Annotated in this window: 28 protein-coding genes, 1 pseudogene and 1 riboswitch; of the genes and pseudogenes, 20 read left to right on the forward strand and 9 right to left on the reverse strand. The window is 60.1% G+C overall.

Annotated features, from left to right (window positions below):
• Position 1: 1 nt before the first annotated feature.
• The 3 genes from Q1A75_RS15975 to glmM are packed head-to-tail and all read left to right on the forward strand — an operon-like array spanning position 2 to position 3256.
• Positions 2-931: a dihydroneopterin aldolase gene (locus tag Q1A75_RS15975; protein WP_299546043.1), complete on the forward strand. Its 930-nt coding sequence runs from the start codon at positions 2-4 to the stop codon at positions 929-931.
• Positions 931-1908, forward strand: a complete 978-nt coding sequence (folP, locus tag Q1A75_RS15980; RefSeq protein ID WP_299546045.1) for a dihydropteroate synthase — start codon at positions 931-933, stop codon at positions 1906-1908. Before Q1A75_RS15975 ends, folP begins: the two co-directional genes overlap by 1 nt.
• Position 1909: 1 nt before the next feature.
• Positions 1910-3256, forward strand: a complete 1347-nt coding sequence (gene glmM / locus Q1A75_RS15985) for a phosphoglucosamine mutase (RefSeq protein WP_299546047.1) — start codon at positions 1910-1912, stop codon at positions 3254-3256.
• 63 nt (positions 3257-3319) lie between these two features.
• Here glmM and Q1A75_RS15990 read toward each other — a convergent pair whose 3' ends face one another.
• The 3 genes from Q1A75_RS15990 to Q1A75_RS16000 are packed head-to-tail and all read right to left on the reverse strand — an operon-like array spanning position 3320 to position 4894.
• Positions 3320-4237, reverse strand: a complete 918-nt coding sequence (locus Q1A75_RS15990; RefSeq protein WP_299546048.1) for a DMT family transporter — start codon at positions 4235-4237, stop codon at positions 3320-3322.
• Positions 4227-4574 (reverse strand): antibiotic biosynthesis monooxygenase, encoded by a 348-nt coding sequence (locus Q1A75_RS15995; protein ID WP_299546050.1) that lies wholly within the window; start codon positions 4572-4574, stop codon positions 4227-4229. Before Q1A75_RS15995 ends, Q1A75_RS15990 begins: the two co-directional genes overlap by 11 nt.
• The gene (locus tag Q1A75_RS16000; protein WP_299546052.1) at positions 4571-4894 is read right to left on the reverse strand and encodes an NIPSNAP family protein; all 324 of its coding nucleotides are present in this window, start codon (positions 4892-4894) and stop codon (positions 4571-4573) included. Before Q1A75_RS16000 ends, Q1A75_RS15995 begins: the two co-directional genes overlap by 4 nt.
• Before the next feature lie 71 nt (positions 4895-4965).
• Here Q1A75_RS16000 and Q1A75_RS16005 point away from each other — a divergent pair, with 71 nt between their 5' ends.
• The 12 genes from Q1A75_RS16005 (at position 4966) to Q1A75_RS16060 (ending at position 14230) form a co-directional block, all read left to right on the forward strand.
• The gene (locus Q1A75_RS16005; RefSeq protein ID WP_299546054.1) at positions 4966-5649 is read left to right on the forward strand and encodes a winged helix-turn-helix domain-containing protein; all 684 of its coding nucleotides are present in this window, start codon (positions 4966-4968) and stop codon (positions 5647-5649) included.
• A gap of 465 nt (positions 5650-6114) precedes the next feature.
• A riboswitch (TPP riboswitch) is annotated at positions 6115-6219 on the forward strand.
• A gap of 59 nt (positions 6220-6278) precedes the next feature.
• Entirely contained in the window at positions 6279-7058 is a 780-nt protein-coding gene (gene thiD, locus Q1A75_RS16010; protein WP_299546124.1) for a bifunctional hydroxymethylpyrimidine kinase/phosphomethylpyrimidine kinase, read from the forward strand.
• Positions 7055-8035, forward strand: coding sequence for an FAD-dependent oxidoreductase (locus Q1A75_RS16015; protein ID WP_299546056.1), 981 nt, complete (start codon positions 7055-7057; stop codon positions 8033-8035). The genes thiD and Q1A75_RS16015 overlap by 4 nt, the downstream gene beginning before the upstream one ends.
• A complete protein-coding gene (thiS, locus tag Q1A75_RS16020) occupies positions 8013-8210 on the forward strand; it encodes a sulfur carrier protein ThiS (RefSeq protein ID WP_299546058.1) in 198 nt (65 codons plus the stop codon). Before Q1A75_RS16015 ends, thiS begins: the two co-directional genes overlap by 23 nt.
• A gap of 1 nt (position 8211) precedes the next feature.
• The gene (locus tag Q1A75_RS16025) at positions 8212-8982 is read left to right on the forward strand and encodes a thiazole synthase (RefSeq protein ID WP_299546060.1); all 771 of its coding nucleotides are present in this window, start codon (positions 8212-8214) and stop codon (positions 8980-8982) included.
• Entirely contained in the window at positions 8979-9575 is a 597-nt protein-coding gene (locus Q1A75_RS16030) for a thiamine phosphate synthase (RefSeq protein WP_299546062.1), read from the forward strand. The genes Q1A75_RS16025 and Q1A75_RS16030 overlap by 4 nt, the downstream gene beginning before the upstream one ends.
• Positions 9572-10528, forward strand: a complete 957-nt coding sequence (locus Q1A75_RS16035) for a HesA/MoeB/ThiF family protein (RefSeq protein WP_299546064.1) — start codon at positions 9572-9574, stop codon at positions 10526-10528. The genes Q1A75_RS16030 and Q1A75_RS16035 overlap by 4 nt, the downstream gene beginning before the upstream one ends.
• Positions 10529-10538: 10 nt before the next feature.
• On the forward strand, positions 10539-11477 hold the full coding sequence (locus Q1A75_RS16040; RefSeq protein WP_299546065.1) for an ABC transporter substrate-binding protein: 939 nt from the start codon (positions 10539-10541) through the stop codon (positions 11475-11477).
• Positions 11474-12142 (forward strand): thiaminase II, encoded by a 669-nt coding sequence (tenA, locus tag Q1A75_RS16045; RefSeq protein ID WP_299546067.1) that lies wholly within the window; start codon positions 11474-11476, stop codon positions 12140-12142. Before Q1A75_RS16040 ends, tenA begins: the two co-directional genes overlap by 4 nt.
• A complete protein-coding gene (locus Q1A75_RS16050) occupies positions 12139-12840 on the forward strand; it encodes an ABC transporter ATP-binding protein (protein WP_299546069.1) in 702 nt (233 codons plus the stop codon). Before tenA ends, Q1A75_RS16050 begins: the two co-directional genes overlap by 4 nt.
• Positions 12837-13490: a TenA family protein gene (locus tag Q1A75_RS16055; RefSeq protein ID WP_299546071.1), complete on the forward strand. Its 654-nt coding sequence runs from the start codon at positions 12837-12839 to the stop codon at positions 13488-13490. Before Q1A75_RS16050 ends, Q1A75_RS16055 begins: the two co-directional genes overlap by 4 nt.
• Positions 13463-14230, forward strand: coding sequence for an ABC transporter permease (locus tag Q1A75_RS16060; protein WP_299546073.1), 768 nt, complete (start codon positions 13463-13465; stop codon positions 14228-14230). Before Q1A75_RS16055 ends, Q1A75_RS16060 begins: the two co-directional genes overlap by 28 nt.
• Before the next feature lie 168 nt (positions 14231-14398).
• On the opposite strand, the gene ilvC is transcribed toward Q1A75_RS16060, so the two are convergent.
• Positions 14399-15421, reverse strand: a complete 1023-nt coding sequence (ilvC, locus tag Q1A75_RS16065; RefSeq protein WP_299546074.1) for a ketol-acid reductoisomerase — start codon at positions 15419-15421, stop codon at positions 14399-14401.
• 133 nt (positions 15422-15554) lie between these two features.
• On the opposite strand from ilvC, the gene Q1A75_RS16070 reads away from it, so the two are divergent.
• The 3 genes and pseudogenes from Q1A75_RS16070 to Q1A75_RS16080 all read left to right on the forward strand — a co-directional run bounded on the left by Q1A75_RS16070 (position 15555) and on the right by Q1A75_RS16080 (position 17705).
• Positions 15555-16010: an Lrp/AsnC family transcriptional regulator gene (locus tag Q1A75_RS16070; protein ID WP_299546076.1), complete on the forward strand. Its 456-nt coding sequence runs from the start codon at positions 15555-15557 to the stop codon at positions 16008-16010.
• A complete protein-coding gene (locus Q1A75_RS16075; protein WP_299546078.1) occupies positions 16007-16465 on the forward strand; it encodes an Lrp/AsnC family transcriptional regulator in 459 nt (152 codons plus the stop codon). Before Q1A75_RS16070 ends, Q1A75_RS16075 begins: the two co-directional genes overlap by 4 nt.
• Before the next feature lie 113 nt (positions 16466-16578).
• Positions 16579-17705 (forward strand): annotated as a pseudogene (locus Q1A75_RS16080) (aminotransferase class V-fold PLP-dependent enzyme).
• A gap of 107 nt (positions 17706-17812) precedes the next feature.
• Here Q1A75_RS16080 and Q1A75_RS16085 read toward each other — a convergent pair.
• Together Q1A75_RS16085 and Q1A75_RS16090 are read right to left on the reverse strand one after the other, a co-directional pair.
• Positions 17813-19018 (reverse strand): UbiH/UbiF family hydroxylase, encoded by a 1206-nt coding sequence (locus tag Q1A75_RS16085; protein ID WP_299546080.1) that lies wholly within the window; start codon positions 19016-19018, stop codon positions 17813-17815.
• Between the two features lie 62 nt (positions 19019-19080).
• The gene (locus tag Q1A75_RS16090) at positions 19081-19728 is read right to left on the reverse strand and encodes a pyrimidine 5'-nucleotidase (RefSeq protein ID WP_299546082.1); all 648 of its coding nucleotides are present in this window, start codon (positions 19726-19728) and stop codon (positions 19081-19083) included.
• A 105-nt stretch (positions 19729-19833) separates the two neighbouring features.
• Between Q1A75_RS16090 and Q1A75_RS16095 the strand changes: the two genes are divergently transcribed.
• Positions 19834-20487, forward strand: coding sequence for a GntR family transcriptional regulator (locus Q1A75_RS16095; protein WP_299546084.1), 654 nt, complete (start codon positions 19834-19836; stop codon positions 20485-20487).
• Here Q1A75_RS16095 and Q1A75_RS16100 read toward each other — a convergent pair.
• Entirely contained in the window at positions 20484-22385 is a 1902-nt protein-coding gene (locus Q1A75_RS16100) for a glycosyltransferase (protein WP_299546086.1), read from the reverse strand. The two genes, Q1A75_RS16095 and Q1A75_RS16100, sit on opposite strands and share 4 nt — an antisense overlap.
• An 81-nt stretch (positions 22386-22466) precedes the next feature.
• On the reverse strand, positions 22467-23615 hold the full coding sequence (gene carA, locus Q1A75_RS16105) for a glutamine-hydrolyzing carbamoyl-phosphate synthase small subunit (RefSeq protein ID WP_299546088.1): 1149 nt from the start codon (positions 23613-23615) through the stop codon (positions 22467-22469).
• Between the two features lie 205 nt (positions 23616-23820).
• Between carA and Q1A75_RS16110 the strand changes: the two genes are divergently transcribed.
• Positions 23821-24291: a GatB/YqeY domain-containing protein gene (locus Q1A75_RS16110; RefSeq protein WP_299546090.1), complete on the forward strand. Its 471-nt coding sequence runs from the start codon at positions 23821-23823 to the stop codon at positions 24289-24291.
• A 214-nt stretch (positions 24292-24505) separates the two neighbouring features.
• Here Q1A75_RS16110 and Q1A75_RS16115 read toward each other — a convergent pair whose 3' ends face one another.
• Positions 24506-24988 carry a DUF2244 domain-containing protein gene (locus tag Q1A75_RS16115; protein ID WP_299546092.1) on the reverse strand — a complete coding sequence of 161 codons (483 nt, stop codon included), beginning with the start codon at positions 24986-24988 and terminating at the stop codon, positions 24506-24508.
• Between the last annotated feature and the right edge of the window lie 71 nt (positions 24989-25059).

Genomic DNA, 25059 nt, shown 5'->3' on the forward strand with positions numbered 1-25059 from the left:
CATGGCGTCTGAAATCCGTCTTGCCTTTTCCCATCCGTCCGAACGGTCGGAGGCCACCGCCACATCTGCCCCGCTTGATCGCATCTCGGTCCGCGATCACACGGTCGAGGTTGAAATAGGCGCCTTCCAGGCCGAACGCGGGGTGACCCAGCGCATCTGCTTCAACATCGTGGTCGAGGTGCGTCCCCTCACCGGACCGATCGACGACGACGTGGACCGCATCCTATCCTACGACAAGGTGACCGAGGCAATTTCTTATGAGCTGGCCGCTGAGCGTCTGAACCTGCTTGAAACCCTGTCCGAACGCGTGGCCGACCGCATTTTGATGGAGCCACAGGCGATGCGTGTCTTTGTCCGCATCGAAAAGCTTGACCGCGGCCCCGGTGCTCTTGGGGTCGAGATTGTCCGCAGCCGTGGCACGGCTCGTCCCATCGCTACCGAGGATCTGGAAGAGGACGTGATGCATCCCGAACTGGTGTATCTGTCGAATGATGCCATCGCATCTGATCACTTGAGCGGCTGGATCGACCAGCTGGAGAAGATGGGTCGACCCCTGATTTTCTGCGTGGGGCCAGCCGATGTGGATGCGCCCCAAGCCAGCCACCCGCTGGCACAACGCCGCATTGACCTGCTGGCCATCGAGCAGAATGCTTGGGTTCTTGCGGCGCGCGATGCCCGATGCAAGGTTGTCGATACCCGGACCGAGTTGGATTGGGCGATGCGCAACGGTCAGGCCTGCGTCTGGGCGCCATCCAAGATCGTGTTGGATGCCGTCGACGGCCCCTCGGCCAAAGGGGCGGATGCGGTTGCACTGGCCTCTTGGTTCGCGGCCACTTTCGACGTCCTGGAAATGCTTGTGGTCGGCGGCGACGGTCCCACGGATGCACCCGTCGCGCTGCGTGCCATCCCGGTGGATCAGGCCAAGCTGTAATGCGTTACATTCGTCCGTTGATGCAGGTGGGACCAGCGCGCCCGGACGGTACGATTGTTTGCGGAGGCTGCTGGTTCTCACATGTCGAGGTGCTGTCGCGGCACGCTGTGCCACAGGTCATGTCGGTTGCCGAATTGACGGAGGCTGAGCGGGGTCCATTCCTCCGCGTTTGGGCGTCGCCGCAGATCATGGGGATATTGAACACCACGCCCGACAGTTTTTCGGATGGAGGCCAGCACGACACGCGCAACGACGCCGTGATGCATGGGCAGGCGTTGATCGAGCAAGGTGCGGAGATCCTCGACATCGGAGGTGAAAGCACGCGCCCCGGTGCGCAGATTGTGCCGGTCGCAGAGGAAATCAGACGTACAGCGCCGGTCATCCGCGATTTGCGCGCAGCGGGCGTGAGCATCCCGATCTCGATCGATACGCGCAAGGCCGCTGTCGCCGAAGCAGCACTCGATGCTGGTGCGTCGGTCGTCAATGACGTGTCGGGCTTCACCTACGATCCCGACCTTTCCACGCTCTGCGCGGCGCGTGGTGTTCCGGTCTGCGTCATGCATACACAGGGCGATCCCCAGACGATGCAGAACAACCCGACCTATGATGACGTCCTGCTGGATGTGTATGACTTTCTGGCTGAACGGATCGAGATGTTACAGGCAGTGGGCATTGCCAAAGACAATATCATCGCCGATCCGGGCATCGGCTTTGGCAAGACGTTGGAGCACAACCTTGCCCTGTTGACCCGCATCAGCCTGTTCCACAGCCTTGGTGTTCCGATCCTGTTGGGTGCGTCGCGTAAACGGTTCATCGGAACCATTGGGAAGGCGCCAGAGGCGTCCGCCCGTGCACCCGGTTCCGTCGCGGTGGCTCTTGCCGCGATTGCGCAAGGTGTGCAGATCATTCGTGCGCACGACGTTGCCGATCATGCGCAGGCCATTGCGCTGTGGCGCGCTTCCATGGCACATCACTGACATGACAAAGCTTTTTGGGACGGACGGCGTCCGTGGCACGGCCAACACCGCGCCCATGACCGCCGAGATGGCGCTGCGCATCGGTGCAGCTGTGGGGCGGTACTTTCGCAGGGACGGTGACAGCGTGCACCGTGTGGTGATCGGCAAGGACACGCGCCTGTCGGGCTACATGTTCGAAAATGCGTTGACGGCTGGGCTGACCAGTACCGGCATGAATGTCTTGCTGTTGGGGCCGGTGCCGACGCCCGCCGTCGGGTTGCTGACCCGGTCCATGCGGGCCGACCTGGGCGTGATGATTTCAGCCAGCCACAATCCCGCCCATGACAATGGCATCAAGTTTTTCGGTCCCGATGGTTATAAATTGAGTGATGCGGCGGAAGCCGAAATAGAAAACCTTGTATCCCAAGGGGTTGAGCCTGTCCCCGCGGGGGCAATCGGGCGCGCCAAGCATGTCTACGATGGCAGATACCGATATGTGGAGCGGGTGAAATCCTCGTTCCCACGACAGATGCGGTTGGATGGTCTCAAGGTCGTGGTGGATTGTGCCAACGGTGCGTCCTACCGCGTCGCGCCCGAGGCGTTGTGGGAATTGGGCGCCACTGTCATCCCGGTCGGCGTCGCGCCGAACGGGCACAACATCAACGAGGGTTGCGGATCCACCTATCCGCAGACGGCGGCGGAGGCTGTTGTTGCCCATGGCGCGGATGTAGGCATTTGCCTTGATGGGGATGCAGACCGTGTGATCCTGCTGGACGAAAAGGGTCGGGTCGGCAACGGCGACCAGTTCATGGGGCTCATGGCGGCCCGCTGGGCAGCCGAGGGGCGGCTCAAGGGCAACGCTCTTGTTGCGACCGTCATGTCGAACCTTGGTCTTGAGCGTTTCCTGCAAGGGCAGGGCGTTGGTTTGGAGCGTACGGGTGTCGGCGACCGCTATGTGGTTGAGCGCATGCGCGAGGGTGGTTTCAACCTTGGCGGTGAGCAGTCGGGTCATATCGTGATGACGGACTATGCGACGACGGGTGATGGTCTTATGGCAGGGTTGCAATTCCTGGCCGAACTGGTGCGATCCGGCAAGCGGGCCAGCGAGGTGCTGCATGTCTTTGATCCTGTGCCGCAGCTTCTGAAGAACGTGCGTTTTTCTGCAGGGCAAGCACCGCTTGAGGTGCACAGCGTCAAGATGGCCATCACCGAAGCCGAGGGCCAGCTGAACGGCAATGGCCGGTTGTTGATCCGTAAATCCGGGACCGAACCATTGATCCGCGTTATGGCTGAAAGCGAAGACGAGGCGGTGTTGAACGCCAGTGTCGCGCATGTGGTCAGGGCGGTTGAAGACGCTGTTACTCCCTAGGCCGGTCCTCATACCTGTGTCTGAGCGGCTCTCCGGGGGGTGTTTGGAGAATAAAGCTTTAGGTCAGCGCGCAAAGAGCCGCCGCAACGCGCCGTATTGGCTTAGGCCAACACCGGCAAGGATCAGCAGCATCGCCCACAGAAGGCTCGGGGGTAGAGGCTCGCCCAGTATCACGGCACCCATGACCACGGACCATACAGGTACCTGGTAGTTCGTGATCGACATGAAGACCGGGCCTGCGCTTCGGATCACGAGCACGCGGAGCATGTTGGCTGCCGCCGTCGGAACCAGCCCGAGAAAAGCAATGACGATAAGGGTTTGTGTATTGGGCAGAGGTGGTGGCCCTTCGACAACCCAAGCGGTAGGCAGCACGATCGCGGCGGCGATCAGCAGCAGGATTGTCGACAGGCCGATCGGGTCAACTGCCGGCAGGCGTCGCATCAGGATGGATGAGATGCCATAGCACGTGGCCGCCCCGATACAGGCCATCCGTCCCGCTGTTTCCAGCTGTGCGCCGCTGGTCTCGAAAGCTTGTCCGCCGATCAGGATGCAGACACCGACAAACCCGATGACAAAGCCAAGGCTGCGCCGCCATGTCATACGCTCGCCTGGGACGAGCAAATGCGCCAGTGGCAGCACGATCAGCGCGACCGAAGCCATTGAAACACCGGCAAAGCCTGAAGTGACATATTGCTGTCCCCAAGCAAGCAGCATGAATGGAATTGCCGAACTGAAGCCCCCAATCGCTGTGACCGCCGTCCACGTGCCGAATGACGGGCGACCCTTGAAAAGCTTTGCGCCAAGCGCGCTCCAGATGGCGACCATCAGGATGGCCGCAAAGCAGATGCGCCCGGCCGCCAGCCAAAACGGGGTGATTCCGGTCAATGCAACCTCGGTCACCAGGAAGGTGCCGCCCCATGTGAACCCCAGGATGCCAACCATGGTCCAACTGGCAGCGGTGATACGTGGGCTATCGGTCATGCATGGCCCTGCTGTCTGCGGGTGCTTGGTCCCGTTCCATCATGCCATAGTCCCGGATCACGCCCGCCACACGCAGGCGGTAGTTGTCAAAATGGATGTCACGGCCCGCGGATTGCGCATCGCGGTGCTCTGGCAGCTTGCGCCAGTGTTCAAGCGCGGTCTCGTCCTCCCAGAACGACAGAGACAACAGCTTGCCCGGCTCCATCAGGCTTTCGAACCGTTCGACCGAGATAAAGCCGGGGATGTCGGCCAGATGAGCTTTGAGCGCGGCGGTCCGGTTCAGATAAGGCGTGCGATGCCCGTCCTTGGGCCAAACCTCGAAGATGACGGCGATCATGTTGAACCTCCCTGCGGTGTCGAGACGTTGGTGAGCCATGTCCGATCTTCTTTGAGAATGAATTTCTCGGATTGTGCAAACAGGTAATTCTCATGTCCCAGCGGGTCCGCGGCGAGGCGGGCGCGGTATTTTTCATAAGCGGCAAGGTTTTCAATGTGATAGATGCCATAGGCGAGCGTGGATGATCCTTCGTGTGGCGCAAAATATCCCACAAGGTCTGCGCCGCAGCGTGGGATCGCTTCGCCCCATCGTTGACCATACTCGGCAAAGGCCGCGCGTTTGGTTGGGTCGATCTGATATTGAATGATGCAGGTCAGCATGTGTGGTCCTTTCGTTCACGCTGCGGGTGTAGCACTTTGACTTACGTCAATACTTCGGTTACCGTCGAACTATGAAAGAAGGTCCAGATATCTCGCAAATCGCGGCACTGATCGGTGACCCGGCACGTGCCAATATCCTCACCGCCTTGATGGACGGGCGCGCATTGACCGCGTCCGAATTGGCCGAAGAAGCGGGCGTGGGGTTGTCCACGGCCAGTGGGCACTTGTCCAAGCTGACGGACGCGGATCTGGTCAGCCCGCGTAAATCAGGGCGTCACAAATACTTTCATCTTGCGGATGCCGAGGTTGCGGGTGTGCTGGAAGCGCTGATGGGATTGGCCGCGCGGCGGGGTGCCACGCGGGTGCGCACGGGGCCGAAAGATGCTCAGATGCAGGTGGCGCGGGTGTGTTACAATCACTTGGCCGGACGGATGGGGGTGCAGATGTATCGCAGTTTGCTTGGTCGGGATTTGCTTGTTGAGGACAATGAGAATGTTGCGCTGACAGCGGCAGGGCGTGACTTTGCCACCGGGTTTGGTATCGATTTGGCCGAGTTGGAGAAAGGACGAACCCTGCTGTGCCGGACCTGCCTTGATTGGTCTGAACGACGCAATCATTTGGCCGGTTCATTGGGCCGTGCCATGCTGACCCGGATGGAGGATTTGGGCTGGATGCATCGGGATGCCGGAAGCCGGGTGATTTGCGTGACGCAGAAAGGAAAGGCGGCGTTTGAAGACATGTTTGGGAGCGCGTGAGGTGTGTTGAATTGATACTCAGTAAGTCCGTTTGCTGATGTCTGTTTCGAGCCCGCAATGACAGATGCCGCACTTGGCACAACCGTCGGCTCTTTGTGGTGCCGCGGGAAACATGACAAAGCAAAGATCGGCTACCCCATTTTGGACAAAAACTATCAACGGTATTCGTCGGTTACGCGTCGACTAAGGCTTATGTATTTGATCCAATCAAGCCGTCAGAAGTGCACGTGTTTTTTTACCAATGCTTCTATGGATCTACGAAGGCGATCATAACGATGGATCGGTTTTCAAGGTCCAATCAAAGTGTCCACAACGCCACTTGGGGGCCGACATTGACTATTCGGGATGATGTTTTCAGGCCTGTTTTCGCGAGGATTTCGTACCGACGCTGAGTATACGACAGCATGCACGTTAGCGATTGAATATCTATTTGACGAAGCTGCCGGATCAATCTACCACAGCATGCAAGAACTGTTGGGGTGCCCTCATAAGGGGCTGAGATGCGCACTGCGCGAACCCATTGAACCTGAACCGGTTAGGACCGGCGGAGGGAACAGCTTGCGGACACATTGTCCGTTCTGGTCGTATCCCCTTTTGCTGTCCTGACCCTGCATGCCAAGGGCGGTGACATGGTCGCAAAGGCGCTGACGATTGCTGGCTCGGATTCAGGGGGCGGCGCAGGCATTCAGGCTGATTTGAAAGCCTTTTCGGCGATGGGCGTTTATGGCGCATCGGTTGTCACGGCCGTCACCGCGCAGAACACTCAGGCCGTCACCGCGATTCATGCCATACCGGACGACGTCGTGGCCGCGCAGATCGAAGCGGTGTTGAGTGATATCGAGATCAAAGCCATCAAGATCGGGATGCTGGGCACCCCGTCGCTGATCAAGACGGTTTCCGACGCCCTGAAAGGCTATGATGGCCCTGTAGTGCTTGATCCGGTGTTGGTGGCGAAATCCGGGGACACCTTGCTGGCGGATAGTGCCATTGACGTGCTCAAATCTGAGCTTTTCGAGCGCGCGACACTTTTGACACCCAACCTGCCGGAAGCTGCAAAGCTGGTCGGTAGCGGCAAGCCGCAAGATCAGGCCCGAGCGCTTCTGGACTTGGGCGTCGGTGCGGTTCTGATGAAGGGTGGCCATGCGGATGGGGAAACGTGCATCGACTATCTGGTGTCGAACACGGACACCCAATCCTTTTCAGCCCCCCGCGTGAAGACGCGCAACACCCACGGGACGGGCTGTTCCTATTCCTCCGCCATTGCAGCGTGTATGGCACAGGGGATGGCGCTGCAGGATGCCGTTGCACGCGCCCACACCTGGCTGAACGCAGCAATCTTGCGTGCAGATGACCTTGATGTCGGGCGTGGTCATGGGCCCGTCCACCACTTCCATGCGCTTTGGGGATGACCAGTTCGTTTACCATACTTGGCGGCGGTGTGTGCGGCTTGGCGATGGCGGCAGAGCTGTCCTCGCGCGGGGCGCAGGTCACGGTGATCGACCCCCATGGCGCGCCCGGCGACCATGCCTGTTCATGGTGGGCGGGCGGCATGTTGGCACCCGAGTGCGAAGGTGTGAGCGCAGAGCCGGAGATCGTGCAGCAAGGCCGCTTGGCCGCCGCATGGTGGGAAAGCCATGGCGCGACGATCATCCGAAAAGGCACCATGGTCGTGGCCTTGGGTCGCGATCACAGCGAACTGGCAACCTTTGCGCGCCGTGCCCCCTTGGCCACAACCCTGGACCGCGACGGGATTGATGCATGCGAACCCCATTTGGCCGAACGATTTTCAAAAGCGCTGTTTCTGGCGGATGAGTGCCATCTGGATCCCCGTGCGACGCTGATCGCGCTGAATGACCGGCTGGCGCAGATGGGTGTCGCCTCTGAAGGAGACGTGCGTGGACAGGTGATCGATTGCCGTGGTCTGGCCGCGCGTGACGCGCTTACGGACCTGCGTGGGGTCAAGGGCGAGATGCTGGTGGTGCGCTGCCCCGATGTCACGCTCTCGCGACCAGTCCGGCTGCTGCACCCACGTTTTCCACTCTACATCGTGCCACGCAGCGACGGCGTCTTCATGCTTGGTGCGACCCAGCTCGAAACCGGCGAACGCCACCGTGCCACTTTGCGGTCGGTCATGGAGCTGATGAACGCCGCCTATGCACTGCACCCAGCCTTTGGCGAAGCGGAATTGCTGGAGATCGGTGTCGATGCGCGGCCCGCCTTTCCGGACAACCAGCCGCGCATCCGCCGGATCGGCGAACGGATTTACGCAAATGGTCTTTTTCGGCACGGATTTCTGCTGGCGCCTGCTTTGGCGCGCATGACTGCAGATCTGGTGCTGGAGGGCGAGACACCGGAGGTTTGGTATGAAGATCATCGTGAACGGTGAGGCGATAAACAGCGATGCGCCCAGTTTGGCCGCGTTGCTTGAAGACCTTGGAAAAGGCGAAGCAAAGATCGCCACGTCGGTGAACGAGGCATTCGTGCCCAAGACCCTGCGCGCAACGCAAACTCTGAAAGACGGTGACCGGATCGAGATCGTCGCGCCGCGGCAGGGAGGTTGAGATGCCGGTTTTCTATGGCACCGAAATTGCATCCCGCCTGATGCTGGGCACCGCGCAATACCCATCCCCTGCCATTCTGGCCGAAGCTTTTCGCGAGTCAGCCGCAGGCATCGCCACGGTGTCCGTACGGCGCGAAGCGGGCGGCGAGCAGGCGGGACAGGATTTCTGGGCGCTGATCCAGGATCTCGGTGTGGCGGTCCTGCCCAACACCGCAGGCTGCCATTCGGTCCGCGAAGCAGTGACCACGGCGCAGATGGCGCGTGAGCTCTTTGACACCAACTGGATCAAGTTGGAAATCATCGGCCATGCCGACACCCTGCAACCCGATCCCTTTGGTTTGGTCGAGGCTGCGGCACAGCTTTCCGAGGACGGGTTCAATGTTTTCCCCTATTGCACCGAAGATTTGGTGCTTTGCGAACGGCTGGTGGAGGTCGGTTGCAAGGTCCTGATGCCCTGGGGCGCGCCCATCGGCACCGGTTTGGGGCTGAACAATATCTACGGGTTGCGCAGTCTGCGGGCGCATTTTGCGGACATTCCATTGGTTGTGGACGCGGGGCTTGGCCTGCCATCGCAGGCAGCGCACGCGATCGAACTGGGCTATGACGCAGTGCTGCTCAACACTGCTGTGGCCAAGGCGGGCGACCCTGTTGCGATGGCCAAAGGCTTTGCCCGCGCGGTGGAGGCCGGCGCGCTGGCCGCGCAAGCCGATCCAATGGATCCGCGCGATATGGCCGCCCCTTCCACACCCGTTCTCGGAAAGGCTTTCCTGTGACGTTGCATCGCTTTTATCCTATCTTCGACGATGTTGCCTGGCTGCGGCGCATGTTGCCTCTGGGCATCAAGCTGGTGCAATTGCGGATCAAGGATCAGCCACAAGACACCCTGCGCGCACAGTTGTGCGAGGCGCGCGATCTGTGCCGTGCCCGCGATGTTGTGCTCGTAGTCAATGACCACTGGCAACTGGCAATCGAATTGGGGTGTGACTGGGTACATCTGGGCCAGGAAGATCTGGACGACGCCAATGTGGACGAGATCCGCGCGGCTGGCCTCAAACTGGGCATTTCCACCCATGACGAAGCGGAACTGGCGCGGGCCCTGACGTTGACACCCGACTATGTCGCCCTCGGCCCGATCTATCCGACAATTCTGAAAAAGATGAAGTGGCACCAGCAGGGCGTTGAGAAACTGACTCTTTGGAAGGAACGCGTGGGTGAAATCCCCCTTGTTGCGATTGGCGGCATGAGCGTCGCCCGCGCAGAAGGCGCATTTTCCGCCGGTGCAGACATTGTATCGGCTGTCACGGACATAACGCTAAACGACGATCCCGAAGCCCGTGTGCAGGCATGGCTGGAGCTCTGCGCATGAACCGATACGCCCGCCAAACCGCCGTGTTGGGCGTGGCTGCGCAAGAGCGGCTTGCCGCTGCATCGGTTCTTGTTGTCGGCGCGGGCGGGTTGGCCTCACCGGTGCTGCAATACCTCGTGGGCGCGGGTGTCGGCCTTGTCCGGCTGGTCGACGCGGATGTGGTGAGCCTATCGAACCTGCATCGCCAGACGCTTTTTCGCGAAACGGATATCGGCCAGCCCAAAGTCGACATCGCAGCGCGCGCCATGGCCGCCCTGAACCCGGAAACGACGATTGAACCGATCCAACAGCGCCTCGATCCGGCGAACATCGGCACCCTGTGTGAGGGTATGACCCTGATCCTAGATTGCGCCGACAGCTTTGCGGCCAGCTACATTGCGTCGGACCATTGTCTGCGAACGCGACAGCCTCTGATCAGCGCCAGCGTGGTGGGCACCGATGGCTATGTGGGCGGCTTTTGTGGGGGCAAACCAGGGCTGCGGGCGGTCTTTCCTGACCTGCCAGACCAGCTTGGCTCTTGTGACACGGATGGCGTTCTGGGGCCGAGCGTTGGCGTCATCGGCAGCCTACAGGCGCAAATGACGATTGCGATCCTGACCGGAGATCGGCGGGCCTTGGGTCAGCTGGTCACCTATGATGCGCAGACGCTGCGGTTCGGCGGGTTCCGGTTCGATGCGGCCCGTGATCCTGTTCCAAACCCGGTCTTCATCGCGCCCGCTGACATTGACGCAAACGATTTTCTGATCGACCTGCGCGCAGAAGGGGAACAGGGCCCAGACTTGCCACAAGCGATACGCCATGTGGTCACAGATTTCGGGCCGCACGGCCCACAGCCACACCAAAACCAACGCGCCGTTCTGGCCTGTCGGTCGGGCCTTCGGGCCTGGCAAGCCGCAGACCGGCTGTCAAAACACTGGGATGGGGAAATCAAACTCCTCGCCCTTGGAGACTGAGGAGAACGAAATGAAACGCCTGATGACAACTGCGGTGGTCGTGCTGATCGCCACACCGGCCCTGGCTCAAGACAAGATGACCCTACTTTTGGATTGGTTCATCAACCCTGATCACGGGCCAATCATCGTGGCCGAAGAACTGGGCTATTTCGCGGACCAAGGCCTCGAAATCGAGATCATTCCGCCTGCCGATCCCTCCGCACCACCAAAATTGGTGGCCGCCGGTCAGGGCGACATTGCCGTCAGTTATCAGCCGAGCCAACACTTGCAGGTGGCTGAGGGGCTGCCACTGGTCCGCGTTGGCACGCTTGTGGCGACACCACTCAACTGCCTGTTGGTGCTCAAAGATGGCCCTATTCAGGAGATCAGCCAGCTCAAAGGCGGCAAGATCGGTTTTTCAGTGGCCGGCGTGGAAGAGGCCGTTCTGACCGCGATGTTGGGCAAGCACGGTGTCAGCCTGGACGACGTCGAAATGGTCAATGTGAACTTCTCGCTCAGCCCCTCGCTTATGTCCGGGCAGGTCGACGCCGTGATCGGCGCCTACCGCAATTTTGAGCTCAACCAGATGGAGATTGAGGGTGTCGACGGCCGGTGTTTTTACGTCGAGGAAGAAGGTGTGCCGACCTATGACGAGCTGATCTATGTCGCCAACCCAGAGCGTATGGACACAGATCAGGTCCGTCGTTTCCTGCGTGCGACAGAACTGGCGACACAATACATCGTCAACAATCCCGAGGCCTCCTGGGAGCTGTTCAAGGGCTACGCCCCAGAGCTGGACGACGCATTGAACGCAAAGGCCTGGGTCGACACGCTGCCGCGCTTTGCATTGCGCCCCGAAGCGCTGGACGAAGGCCGCTACACCCGGTTCGAGCAATTCCTGGCTGAGAGCGGTCTGGTGGAGGGCACGCGCCCTGTCTCCGCCCTCGCTGTGGACCTCGGCGCAGAATGAGTTACGGCAGCACCTTCACGGCCTGGCGGGACGCGACGCCCGCTTGGCCTGCCTATACCCGCCATGCCTTCGTGCAAGGTCTGGGGGACGGCAGCCTGCCGCGCGGGGCATTCCTGCATTATCTCAAGCAGGACTACGTCTTTCTGATCCACTTTTCCCGGGCCTGGGCGCTGGCTGTGACCAAGGCCGACACGGTCGAAGAAATGCGGCTTGCCGCAGGGACCGTAAATGGGCTGATCAATGAAGAAATCGCGCTTCACATCAAAACTTGCGCCAAGGCCGGGATTGATGAGGAAACGCTCTTTGCCACAGAAGAACGGCAAGAAAATCTCGCCTATACGCGCTATGTCCTGGATGCCGGGCACTCGGGCGATTTGATCGATCTTCTCGCTGCTTTGGCACCTTGCGTCATCGGGTACGGAGAGATTGGTACCCATCTGGCGGCGAACAAGACCTCTGACACATACGCAGACTGGATCAGCACCTACGCGAGTGGCGAGTACCAGAAAGTCTGCCACGACGTTGGCGCGCTGATCGACGGGGCCGTGTCGCGGCGCCTCGGGAGTGATCCCAAGGCCAGCCCGCGTTGGAAATCACTTCAGGCCCGTTTTGCGACCGCCACAAAGCTGGAGGTCGGGTTCTGGGATATGGGGCTTGATCCGTGAACCAGGTATTGCGGTTGACCGGGTCTGCCGCAATCGGCAGCACGCCGATTTTTTCACGGGTCGACCTGACGCTTAATCCCGGCACCTGGACCTGCCTTCTGGGAGCCAGCGGTGTGGGGAAGTCAACCGTACTGCGCCTGTTCGCGGGGCTGGCCGAAAGCGTCAGTTTCACAGGTCAAATCAGCGATCCGGGCCGCGTGGCCCTGATGGCGCAACAAGACTTGTTGCTACCTTGGCTGACAGTTCTGGACAACGTGCTTGTCGGCGCGCGACTGCGGGGCGAGCTTCCGGACAAGACGAAGGCGCATGACGTTCTGGACCGTGTTGGTCTGGCGGACCATGCGACCAAGAAGCCCGCCGCGCTATCGGGTGGCCAACGTCAAAGGGTGGCACTGGCACGAACCTTGATGGAGGATTGTCCGGTGGTGTTGCTGGATGAGCCGTTTTCAGCCCTCGATGCACTGACACGTTTGCAGATGCAGGACCTGACCGCGGACCTGCTGGAAGAACGCACCGTTCTCCTCGTGACCCATGATCCCGGAGAGGCGGCCAGATTGGGGCAGAGTATCCTGATCATGACCGCGTCGGGGTTGGTTGATGTCGCCATACCCAGCGGTCCGATCCCACGTCCCGTCGATGCAGCAGATGTGTTGAAAGCACAGGCAGACCTTCTGAACCAACTTCGGAGACAAACATGAGTGCGACCAAAACTCTACGAGCGCTTGCAGCCGACGATTGGCAGGCGGCCACGACACATGCCTTCACCGATGCCTTGGCAAATGGCACGCTCAGTCAGGACAAGATGGCAGGCTATCTGCAACAGGACTACCTGTTCGTCGAAGGCTTCGTGCGGCTTTTGGCCTCTGCCGTCGCTCACGCGCCGACCCTTGCAGACGCGGTTCCGGGTGCGCAGTTTCTAGGGCTCATCTGCGGATCGGAAAACACCTATTTCTTGCGGTCGTTCGAGGCGCTGGGGGTTCCGCAAACTGGTTCATCGGCACCTGAGACGGTTGCGTTTCAGATGCTTATGGACGACGCGCGCCGTTCTGGTCGGTATGAGCTTATGCTGGCCGTACTTGTCGTGGCCGAATGGACCTACCTTGATTGGGCGACACCGTTCGAGGCTCGCGCCGATGACCTGCCTTTCTGGCTGGGTCAGTGGATCACCCTGCATTCGGGAGAAGGCTTTGCCGGGGTGGTTGGCTATTTGCGGGGCCAGCTCGACGCCGTGTGGGAGACATTGGACGAAACGGCCCAGACCGATGTGACCGAAACCTTCACCCGCGCCGTCGCGCTTGAGCGTGCGTTCTTCGACGCCGCATGGATCGGCTTTCCGGTGGCCAGGTGACAGGCTGGCGGGCAGGTATTGCGGCGGCGCTTCTGGCATTGGCGCTCTGGCAGGCGGTGATCTGGGCCACGGGCGTGGCGCGCTTCATCCTGCCGCCGCCCGCATTGGTCGCACAAACCATCTGGGACAGCCGCGCGCTTTTGGCCCAACACGCGGCGATTACCATGGCCGAGGTTGTGATCGGCCTTGTTATGGGCGCCGCTCTTGGGTTCGTCTCGGCCATCGCTTTGGTCGCCTCGCCCATGGCACGCGCGCTGGTGCGCCCGATGCTGGTGTTCAGCCAGGCCGTGCCTGTCTTTGCGCTGGCGCCGATCCTGACGCTCTGGCTGGGCTTTGGGCTGTGGTCCAAGATCGCAATGGCGTTGATCATCATCTATTTCCCAGTCACCTCGTCCTTCTTTGATGCGCTTATGCGGACGAAGCACGATTGGATCGGGATGGCCCGGGTCATGGGCGCAAGCCCCGCTCGCATCATGTGGCACATTCGCGTACCCGCAGCGCTGCCCGGCTTTGCGTCGGGCCTGCGATTGGCAGCGGTTTATGCCCCCATCGGCGCCATCATTGGTGAATGGGTTGGGGCCTCACGGGGACTGGGGTACTTGATGCTGTTGGCCAATGGTCGTGCCAAAACCGACCTTATGTTCGCCGCCCTTATTGTGCTGGCGGTGCTTACAGTTTTTTTGCATGCAGGCGTTAACAAGCTTTGCGAGAAGACACTCGATCGTCCGGACGTTTGCTGAAAACGGTCACTTTCGATCCTTGCTGACAGCTTTCAAAAAACGGTCGTCTAAATATCCACTGGGAATGTTGGATTTGTCAGTTTAGGGGACACGTGGACAACAGCAACACGTGGACAACAGAAAACGGAGCGCATACTCCTGCACTCCGTTCGTTCTTGAGGTCGTGGTTTAGTTCTTGGACTTGTCGACCATCTTGCCGGCCGAGATCCACGGCATCATGCCGCGCAGCTTCTCGCCCGTTTCTTCGATCTGGTGTTCGTCGTTGATGCGACGCGTGCCTTTGAAGAAGGGCTGACCAACCGCATTTTCCTGCATGAAGTCACGCACGAATTTGCCGGTCTGGATGTCGGTCAAGATTGCCTTCATCCGTGCCTTGGTTTCGTCGTAGGGCAGGACCCGTGGGCCGGAGACATATTCGCCGTATTCCGCCGTGTTCGAGATCGAGTAGTTCATGTTGGCGATACCGCCTTCGTAGATCAGGTCCACGATCAGCTTCACTTCGTGCAGGCATTCGAAATAAGCCATCTCGGGTGCGTAGCCCGCCTCGACCAGTGTTTCGAAACCCATGCGGATCAGTTCCACGAGGCCACCGCACAGAACGGCCTGCTCGCCGAACAGGTCGGTTTCGCACTCTTCGCGGAAGTTGGTTTCGATGATGCCCGAGCGGCCACCGCCAATCGCGGAGCAGTAGGACAGACCGATTTCCAGCGCGCGGCCCGAGGCGTCCTTGTCGACTGCCACGAGGCAGGGCACGCCGCCGCCTTTGACATATTCGCCGCGCACGGTGTGGCCGGGGCCCTTGGGCGCCATCATGACGACGTCGATGCCGGGCTTGGGTTCGATCAGGCCGAAGTGGACGTTCAGACCATGGGCGAACGCGATGGCGGCGCCTTCGCGGATGTTGTCATGCACGTACTTCTTGTAGGTTTCGGCCTGCAGTTCATCGGGCATCGTGAACATGATCAGGTCGGCCCAAGCCGCTGCTTCGGCGATGCCCATCGTTTTCAGGCCTTCGCCTTCTGCTTTGGCGATGGATGCCGAGCCTTCGCGCAGAGCGACGACGACGTTCTTGGCGCCGCTGTCGCGCAGGTTCAGCGCATGGGCGTGGCCTTGGGAGCCGTAGCCGAGGATGGCCACGTTCATGTCCTTGATCAGGTTGATGTCGCAATCGCGGTCGTAATACACGCGCATGTCGGTTCCTCCGGGTTTGGTTGCTGGGGTGCGTTATACGCAGGCTATTGCCTCTGGTCAGCGTTGTGTTTTGAGTTTATTTGGCAAGATGAAGATGGATTCATGCGCCAAATAAAAGAAAGACGGAAAAATCATGCTAGATGATGCGGATCGTCGTATCCTGCGGCAATGGCAGTCGGATCCGACACTTGCCCCTGCAGAACTGGCGGAACGGGCGCGCGTAAGTCAGGGGCAATTGGCGCGACGGCAGGGGAAACTGCGCGAGGCCGGGCTGGTCAAAGGCGTACAGGCCGTCATCGACTGGGCCACTTTGGGCTATACGGTTGAGGTATCGTTGCGCGTGACCCTGGACAAGACCTTGCCGCGCGCCTTCGACGATTTCATCGAGGCAGCCCGGGAGGTGCCCGAGGTCATTGAGATCCAGACCTTTCTGGGCCGTGTGGATGTGCGCTTGTCGGTAATCGCGCGGGACATGACCCACTACCAACACCTCTATCGCAGTCGTATCCTGACCTTGCCTCATATCGCAGACATCGAGGCATTGATGCAGGTGGCGCGGATCAAGAGCGACGAGGCGTTGCCGCTGTGATCGAGTTGGACGATACGGATTTTGCCATCTTGCGCTTGCTGGTTGCCGATGCGGGGCAGGGTGCCGGAGCTATCGGGCGGGCTTGTGGGCTGTCGCAACCTGCGGCGTGGCGGCGCATCCGGCGCTTGCGTGAGGCAGGCGTGATCCGTGGGCAACGGGTATCGTTGGATGCGGAAAAGCTGGGTTTTGGCGTTACGGTCTTTCTGGGCGTCAAGCTGGCGACCAAGGGCCGTGTGAGCCTTGAAGATTTCGAACGTGCGGTCTCGGCCATCCCCGAGGTGCAGACCGTCGAACATGTTCTGGGACTTTATGACTATCGTTTGCGCGTGGTGGCCCGCGACGTGCCCGATTTCGAACGTGTGTTGCGCCGCCGTATCATGACCCTGCCCGGTGCGGGAGAGGTTGAGGCCAATGTGCTGTTGTCCGAAGAGCGACGCCCGGGGCCCATCGGCTGAAAATCGTTCGTATATGCGTCTGCAACGCTGCGTTGCCGCGAAAGTATACCGTGATAGGCTTTGTCGTGCTCGCGTCCAGCCGTTATGTCCGGTCGAAACAGAAAGGACAGACCATGCCCGCATTGCTTGACAGTGTTGATCCCAACGGCCTCGAAGAGTTTTCGGTGGTGTTTACCGACCGGTCTCTGAACCACATGAGCGTGGCGTTTCAGGGTGTCATGAACGACATCTCATCCATGCTGAAAGAGGTTTATGCCGCAGATGCGGTGGTTGTCGTGCCCGGTGGCGGCACTTTTGGGATGGAGGCTGTGGCCCGGCAGTTCGGGCGCGGTGCAGATGTGCTGGTGGTGCGGAACGGATGGTTTTCCTATCGTTGGAGCCAGATTTTCGAAACTGGGGGCCTGACGGCCAGCACGACGGTTTTGAAGGCGCGCCAAACGGGCAACGCATCGCCGTCGCCGTTTGCGCCGACCCCGATTGACGAAGTTGTGGCGACCATTCGGGATCAGAAGCCCGATGTGGTTTTTGCCCCGCATGTGGAAACAAGCGCAGGTGTGATCTTGCCCAACGACTATGTTGCTGCGATGGCCGCGGCGCGCACGAGGTCGGAGCGCTGATGGTTCTTGATTGTATCGCGTCGGGTTGTGCATGGGTGGACATGCGGGCCTTGGGTGTCGATGTGCTGATCTCTGCCCCGCAAAAGGGGTGGAGTGCGTCACCTTGCGCGGGCCTTGTCATGCTGTCGGATCGTGCTTTGGTCCGGATGGCGGACACGACATCTGATAGCTTTGCCATTGATCTGAAGAAATGGCACCAGATCATGCAAGCCTACGAGAATGGCGGTCACGCCTATCACGCGACGATGCCGACGGATGCGCTGCGGGATTTCCGTGACACTATGGTTGAAACGCAAGCCTATGGGTTTGGCAGGCTGAAGGACGCGCAATGGGCATTGGGCAACGCCGTGCGCGCGATGCTTGCAGAGAAGGGCGTCATGTCGGTCGCAGCGGATGGATTTGGTGCGCCGGGTGTGGTCGTGAGTTATACCTCTGACCCCGAGATCCAGACGGGCAGGCGCTTTGCGGCCCAAGGCATGCAGATCGCGGCAGGCGTGCCCTTGCAATGCGACGAACCGGCAGATTTCAGGACCTTCCGTATCGGGCTTTTCGGTCTCGACAAGCTCTTTGACGTGGATGGCACGATGGCCCGGTTGCGGCGTGTCGTGGACCAGGTTTTGTAAGGCGGAGGTCTCCTCGGCCGGGGCGGACCGCGGGCCCGCCTTACGATTGTGTTCAGGCCCACTTTAAGGCGCACATATCAGTGCGCCGGGCATGCCATGAAACCGCCTTACCCCGCCCGTCGGACGCCAAGGCCCAGTTCCATCAGAGATTTGCGCACCGGTGTGATCTGATGCAATGCGGTCAGACCCCAAGCGCGTGCATCGCGAGCCAGTGGGGATGTCGCCTGGCTTGCCCTGTTCAAAAGGTCGATGCCCGTCACGCGCATGCGGATGTCGCCAAATCGTGCTGTGTGGTAGCGTCCGAGCATCGTCACATCACCCAGTTCGTCGGGGTGGTCAATCGCCAGATCCAACAAGGTTGTGGTGTCCGCGAGCGACATATTCAGCCCTTGAGCGCCAATGGGTGGCACCACATGTGCGGCCTCTGCAATTAGTGCCATGCGAGTTCCATTTAATCTTTCGGCGATCTGGCTGATGATGGGCCATATCGTCCGGCGCGATGCAAGGGTCAGCGGCCCAAGCATATGGCAACTGCGTTCGGTCATCTCTGCTTCGAACGGCTCCGTATCCAGCGCCATGCGCGCGGCTGACTTGGAACCATCGTCCATCCAAACGACCGCTGAACAGGGCATGCCGTGATGATCCGGCAGAGGCACAAGCGTGAATGGACCGCCTGTACGATGCACTTCGGTCGAGATGTTGTCGTGCGGAATTGGGTGCGTAACGGCAAAGGCCAGTGCCTTTTGCCCATATCGCTTGGTTGTGACGTCAATCCCGGCTGCTTGTCGCATCGGGGAATGCCGTCCGTCAGCCGCGACGACCAGTTTGGTTTTGACGGTTGTGCCGTCGCTCAGGGTGACACGCGCCTCGGCCGTACGGCCGAGAAAGCGGGTGGTGCCGGTGCCGGGTCGAAAGTCGACATTTGGCACGGCCTCGAGCCTAGCAACCAACTCGCGCCGCAAGCGCCAGTTGGGAAAGTTCCAGCCAAAGGGCAGGTCAGACACGTCGGAGGCGCGGAATGATTTCACTTCGCGCGCAGCGCCTGTTTCGCTTGCCGCATCCGCAATGCGCATCACTTCGAGTGCTGCACCGTGGGGGGCGAGAGCGTCCCACACCCCCGCACGTTCCAGCAGGTCGCGGGCGGGTTGCAGCATTGCTGTGGTGCGCATATCGGCGTCTTCTGCCTCGCGCTCGGTCACGGGCGGGGTCGGGTCGACACAGATGACCTTGAACCCAGCTGAGCCAAAGGCCGCCGCAGCGGTCAGGCCCGCAATGCCGCCGCCGGAAATCAGGATGTCACAGGTTTCGGTCATATCGCACCTCCGCTATCCGCAAGGTATGCCGTTCGCGCCCGGGGCCAAGGTGGCATCCTGTCCTACCCGGTGAGCCGGGACAGGAAATCAACAAGGTCATCGGTATGGTGATGGATGTGGTCCCCATCGGCCCGTGACGGCGCCACGTGAACCGTGCGCATACCCATGGCGTGGGGCACGGCCAGGTTTCGCGGTTCATCCTCGAACATCGCACCGCGTTCGGGTTCGAGCCCGTCGCGGCCAAAGACGCGGTCAAAGGCGGCGCGGTCTGGCTTGGGCTGAAAATCCGCATGTTCAATACCATAGATCGCATCGAACTTGCCCGACAGCCCGCGTGCGGCCAGCACCCGTTCGGCATAGGGCGCGCATCCGTTTGTGTAGACTATCTTGCGACCGGGCAGCGTATCGATCCGCGCGGCCAGATCGGCGTCGGGTGACAGCTGATCGAAGGAGATGTCGTGCACATCTTCGAGAAATGGCAGCGGGTCGATCTCGTGTTCCCGCATCAGCCCGGCAAGCGTCGTGCCGTGGGTGCGCCAATAATGCTTGCGCAGGCGATCAGCCTCGGCGCGCGAGACCTTCAAAGCCTCCATGACATAGGCGGCCATCCGCACTTCGATTTGATCAAAAAGGCGCACGGCAGGCGGGTAGAGTGTATTGTCCAGGTCAAAGACCCAGGAGTGTACATGTGCAAAATCATCAGCTGGCATGGGGTCGTGGATAGGCGTGGCGCGCCCGGTACGCAAGTGCTTGGGGTTGCGTGAATATGGGCGTGCACACTATGGTTTGGAAATTCAATGACTTGCGAGGATGCCATGCGCGCCGCACGCCCGACACATACCGATGCTTATTCGATGATCCTCGAAGCGATCGACATCGGCACCTACCGGCCCGGTGACCGGTTGGTGGAAAGCGAGCTGGCGGAACGGTTTGGTGTGTCGCGGACGCCCGTGCGCGAGGCGCTGCAACGGTTGGAAACGCAGTCCTTGTTGTCGCGGGACGGGCGCAGCCTGATCGTGGCCTCGCTTGACCACAACCAGATGTCCGAATTGTACGTTGTACGGCGTGAGTTGGAAGGGCTTGCGGCTTCGTTGGCTGCGCAACATGCAACAGCGGAAGAGGTGCGTATCCTGCGCGATATGGTTGAGGCGGACAATGCTCTGGTCAACGACCCACCTGCATTGGCCCGTGCGAACCGGCGATTTCATACGCAGATCCATCTTGCGTCACACAATCGGTATCTGGTGCAACAACTTGATCTTGTGCATCGGACCATGGCGTTGATGGCCACCACATCGCTTGCCGCCGATGGCCGCACGCGCATTGCCCAAGATGAACATGATCGCATTGTGCGCGCGATCGAGGCCAAGGATGAAGCGGCGGCAGGGCAGGCGCTGCGCGACCATATTTCGGTCGCCTTCATGACCCGGCTGAAGCAGGATGCCGAAACACGGCGCGACGAGGCCTAGTCGGTTTCACCGATCGGTTCGACCACATCGCCACTGGCCGTGCCGTGTTGGGTTTTGTCCCAATAGAACGGCGCCCGAACCAATTCGTATATGGCTTTGTAGCTGGCAATGGCCCCAAGCGGAAAATAAAACGGCACCGTCAGAACCCAAGGCAGCAAGTGGCGATGGTCACGACCCGAGACAGCAAACATGCCGATCGCAATATTCAGCAGCTCGGATGCGATAAAGAAGGATGCGATGGGCAATATGACGGCTTCGCCAAGCGTCATCGTGACCGGGTGCGGAAGGTTGAAGGCGGGCAGCCAAAAGCTCCAGAGCAGAGGTAACGCCGCGAATTGAGAAACGGTCGCCAGAAACATGGCCTGCACCCCGAGGAACCGTTTGAACCCAAGGTCGCGCAACAGCGCTGTCGGATGTCGCATGTGCACGCAATAGGTGATGAAGAACCCCTTGATCCAACGGGACCTTTGCTTCACCCAAGGCCAGGCGCGGCAGTTTGCCTCTTCATAAGTGACTGTCGGGATCAATTCGGTACGATAGCCGCGCCTTGCCAATCGCAGCCCAAGGTCAGCATCTTCGGTCACGTTGTGTGCGTCCCAGCCGCCCAGTTCGTCCAGGATGGTGCGGCGGAAAAACAGGGTGGTGCCGCCCAAAGGCAAAACCAGGCCAAGACGTGAGACACCGGGCAACACCAGCCGCCACCAACTTGCGTACTCAATCGTGAAGCAGCGCGCGAGCCAGTTGTGCCGGGCATTGTAGTAGTCAAGCATTCCCTGAAGGCATGCGACCTCTGGACCGGCAACGGCAAACTTGGACACGACCTTTTCTATCTGGTCCGTTTCAGGGGCATCTTCGGCGTCCCATACACCGATGATGTCGCCTTGGCAGAAGTCCAGGGCATAGTTGAGGGCTCTGGGTTTCGTGGTGACCGTACCGTCATCCGGCACTTCCACGACGCGCATCCATCGGGGCAGGCGCGTCCGGGCCAGCGTGGCACGTGTGACGTTGTCTTTTGCCTCTAGGACCAGAACCACATCCAGCAACGCTTTGGGATAGGTCAGGCGGGACAGGCGCGTGATCAACGCTTCGGCAATCCGTTCCTCGTTGAACAGGGGCACCATCACCGACACGCGCGGTAAACGGCCGGGCAACGGTCTTGGTGCGGGTTCCGGTTGTGCGGGCAGCCGGTGCATCAAGCGCGCGACAAGGGCTGCCAGTTTGAAGCCACTCGACAGTGCCAACGTCAACAACGCCCATCCGACAAAGACTGTTGCCAAAAAGGCGGGGAATATGAGCAGAGACAACGCCAGCAGCATGAAAAGCAGCAGTGCGTTTCTCGTGCGCGATCTGCCCTCCGGGGCCCATGTGCGGCAACTGAGCTCTTGTGGCACCTTGAACGCAGCTTGGTGCGCAAGCTGTGCGCCGTAAATCTCGGTGATCTGGTCGTGAATTTGGCAGATCGGGGCGATGACGGGCAGCAGGGTCACGGACTCTTGGCCCAATGCGGTGCTCACCTTGGAGAGTTGGTCTGGACGGGTTGTCGCGACCAAAAGCGTGTTGCCGATCCAACGCCACGGCACGATGCCGAAATTTTGGCAGATCTGAGCGGGCATGGCCTGTGCCATCACTGGTTTGGGGGGATCGATGGTCAGGTCGACGCGGTCGGCATCGTGTTGAACCGCCAAGGCGGCCAGAACGTCCTCAGGCTCAACATGCCCTTCTGCCACAAGGATCTCGCCCAAGGGGGCATCAAGCTGGTGCTGTAATGCGAGTGCTTCGAGCAGAGTTGTCTGGCTGATCAGTCCGGCGTTTACCAGCTGTCGCCCCACGGGCACGGCAGGACGCACAGGCCGGGTGACCGGCTGCGGATAAGACAGACGTAATAGCGGATCGCTCATTGCGGGTCCCAGGCTCAGGAACCCTCAGCAATGGCGTCTCGTGGTTAACAGGCCGTTAAGACCGTTGTAACCGCTTGGTTTTCAACGTGCCCGGGCGGCCATCGCCTCGGCAAACCGTTCAAACAGGTAGTAGCTGTCCTGCGGACCCGGGCTGGCCTCGGGGTGGTATTGTACAGAATACACTGGCTTGCCCGTGACCTTGATGCCGCAGTTTGACCCGTCGAACAGTGAAGTGTGGGTTTCTACCACGCCATCAGGCAGTGTTTGCGCATCGACCGCAAAACCATGATTCATCGAGGTAATCTCGACCTTTCCGGTATCGAGATCCTTGACCGGGTGGTTGGCGCCGTGGTGGCCGTGGTTCATTTTCACCGTCTTGGCTCCAAGCGCCAGGGCAAGCATCTGGTGGCCAAGGCAGATGCCGAACACGGGCAAATCCTGTTCCAGCACGTCCTTGATCATGGGCACGGCATATTCGCCTGTGGCTGCCGGGTCTCCAGGGCCATTCGACAGGAAAACACCGTCGGGCTCGTGCGCCATCACCTCGTCCGCCGTCGCGGTTGCGGGCAGCACGGTCACATCGCACCCGGCAGAAGCGAGGCAGCGCAGGATGTTGCGTTTTGCGCCGTAATCTACTGCAACAACCTTGAATTTAGGATCTTTCTGCGGGGTGTAGCCGTCAGGCCAGGCCCAGCGTTTTTCGTTCCAGCGGTACGACTGGGCGCAGGTGACGTCCTTGGCCAGATCCATGCCTTCCAACCCTGCAAAGTCGCGGGCAGAGGCGACCAGTGCCTCGATATCGAAAATGCCGTCCGGATTGTGGGCAAGCGCCACATGGGGTGCACCGGCCTGCCGGATCGCACGGGTCAGACGGCGCGTGTCTACTCCGCCGATGGCAATGCGCCCGCGAGATGACAGCCACCCCGAAAGCTCTTCAGCAGCGCGCCAGTTCGAAGACGCGGTTGGCATCCACTTGACGACCATGCCTGATGCAACAGGGTCACCGGTTTCATCATCTTCCGGGTTCACGCCCACATTGCCGATATGGGGGAAGGTGAAGGTGACGATCTGACCGGCATAAGAGGGATCGGTCATGATCTCCTGATAGCCGGTCATGGCGGTGTTGAAGCACAGTTCAGCCTGTGTTTGGCCGGTCGCCCCAAAGCCTTGTCCGTAGAACAGGGTGCCATCGGCGAGGGCAAGGCATGCAGTGGGTTTGGCAGGGGTCATGGCAGGGCTTCCTGATGCGGGCAAAGACAGCGGGTGCAGGCAAATTGGGCGGAAACTAATGTGGGGGCTGGCATTGGTCAAGCCTATTGGTGAATTTACTTTATTGCTTTAAATCAATAACTTACAGGGTCGGCGCGCCCTTGCTTCAACCTGGCGTATCACGTACCTTAAACCTTCAACACGTGCCCATGGGGATGGACATCAAATGGATTTGCGCACCAAGATTTCGGCCGCGCTCAAGCAGGCCATGAGAGACAAGGATGCAGACCGACTTTCGACGCTGCGGCTGATCAATGCCGCCATCAAGGACAAGGATATCGACGCCCGTGCCGCCGGTCAGGATGACGGGGTGGGCGAGGCTGAAGTCCTTGCGATCCTTGGCAAAATGGTCAAGCAGCGCAACGAGAGTGCGAAGACCTATGAAGAAGGTGGACGACTTGATCTGGCCGAACGCGAGCTGGGCGAGATCAAGGTCATCGAAGAGTTCCTGCCACAGAAACTGGGCGCGGATGCGTCGGCCAAAGCAGTGGATGATGCCATTGCCGAGGTTGGTGCCGAGAGCATTCGGGACATGGGCAAGGTCATGGGTGTTCTGAAGTCGAAATACACCGGCCAGATGGATTTTGGCGCGGTGGGTCCGATGGTCAAAGAGCGGCTCTGCGCGGCGGCCCACTAAGGGGACCGCACGCTGTGTTAAGGTGGGTTAATGCCCGATCTTTTGCACGCCTTGAGGGTGGCTCGTTTGCCAAAAACGCACAGTTTCGCCTGAAATTGCGGCTTTTGCCACCCCCCGAAACGACTGATTTTGGGTCTGTTCGGCGAAACTGCGTATTTTGCGGCCCAAACTGCACACTTGCTGCAGCCCGCCCGAAAAAGGGCGTTAGGACAGATTAACGCTGCAGGGCGCGTGTCAGATCGTCATAGAGGGCGATGCGCTCTTCCTCGCTGAGAAACGCGCCGATTTCCACTTCGCGTCCCTTGCCCTTGAGCGTGATGTAGTGGGGCACCGGCCCCTCGTCATCGTATTTGGTCACTTTCGTCCAGTACCGATTGCAATCCCACTCACGCACCTGCCCATCCGCTTCGGTCCGGATGAGATGGGTTTCCTCAGCATCCAGTGTCAGCACCTCGATGATCTGGCGCGCGCGTCGGTTGCGGCGCAGGGCGTAGTACATCGCCCACACCGCCCCAAGCACAAAGGGCAGCAAGCCCCACAACACGACAGAGCCCAAAAGAGGAAGGGCCGGGATCAGAATAAGAGTGAAGGTTGCCAAAACGAACGCAGCCATCCCCCTTTGAGGAAGGGAATTGTGCGGCCAGATGCGAAGTTCCTGCATCTGCGCACCGGGTTCTGAGGTCCAGCGATATGGCATATGGATGTTATACGCCGCGGTCGAGACAAGTCGAAGGTCAGGTTGTCGCGGCAGAGGCGTCATCGCCCCCA

The sequence above is a fragment of the uncultured Tateyamaria sp. genome, from assembly GCF_947504105.1.
Taxonomy (GTDB): domain Bacteria; phylum Pseudomonadota; class Alphaproteobacteria; order Rhodobacterales; family Rhodobacteraceae; genus Tateyamaria.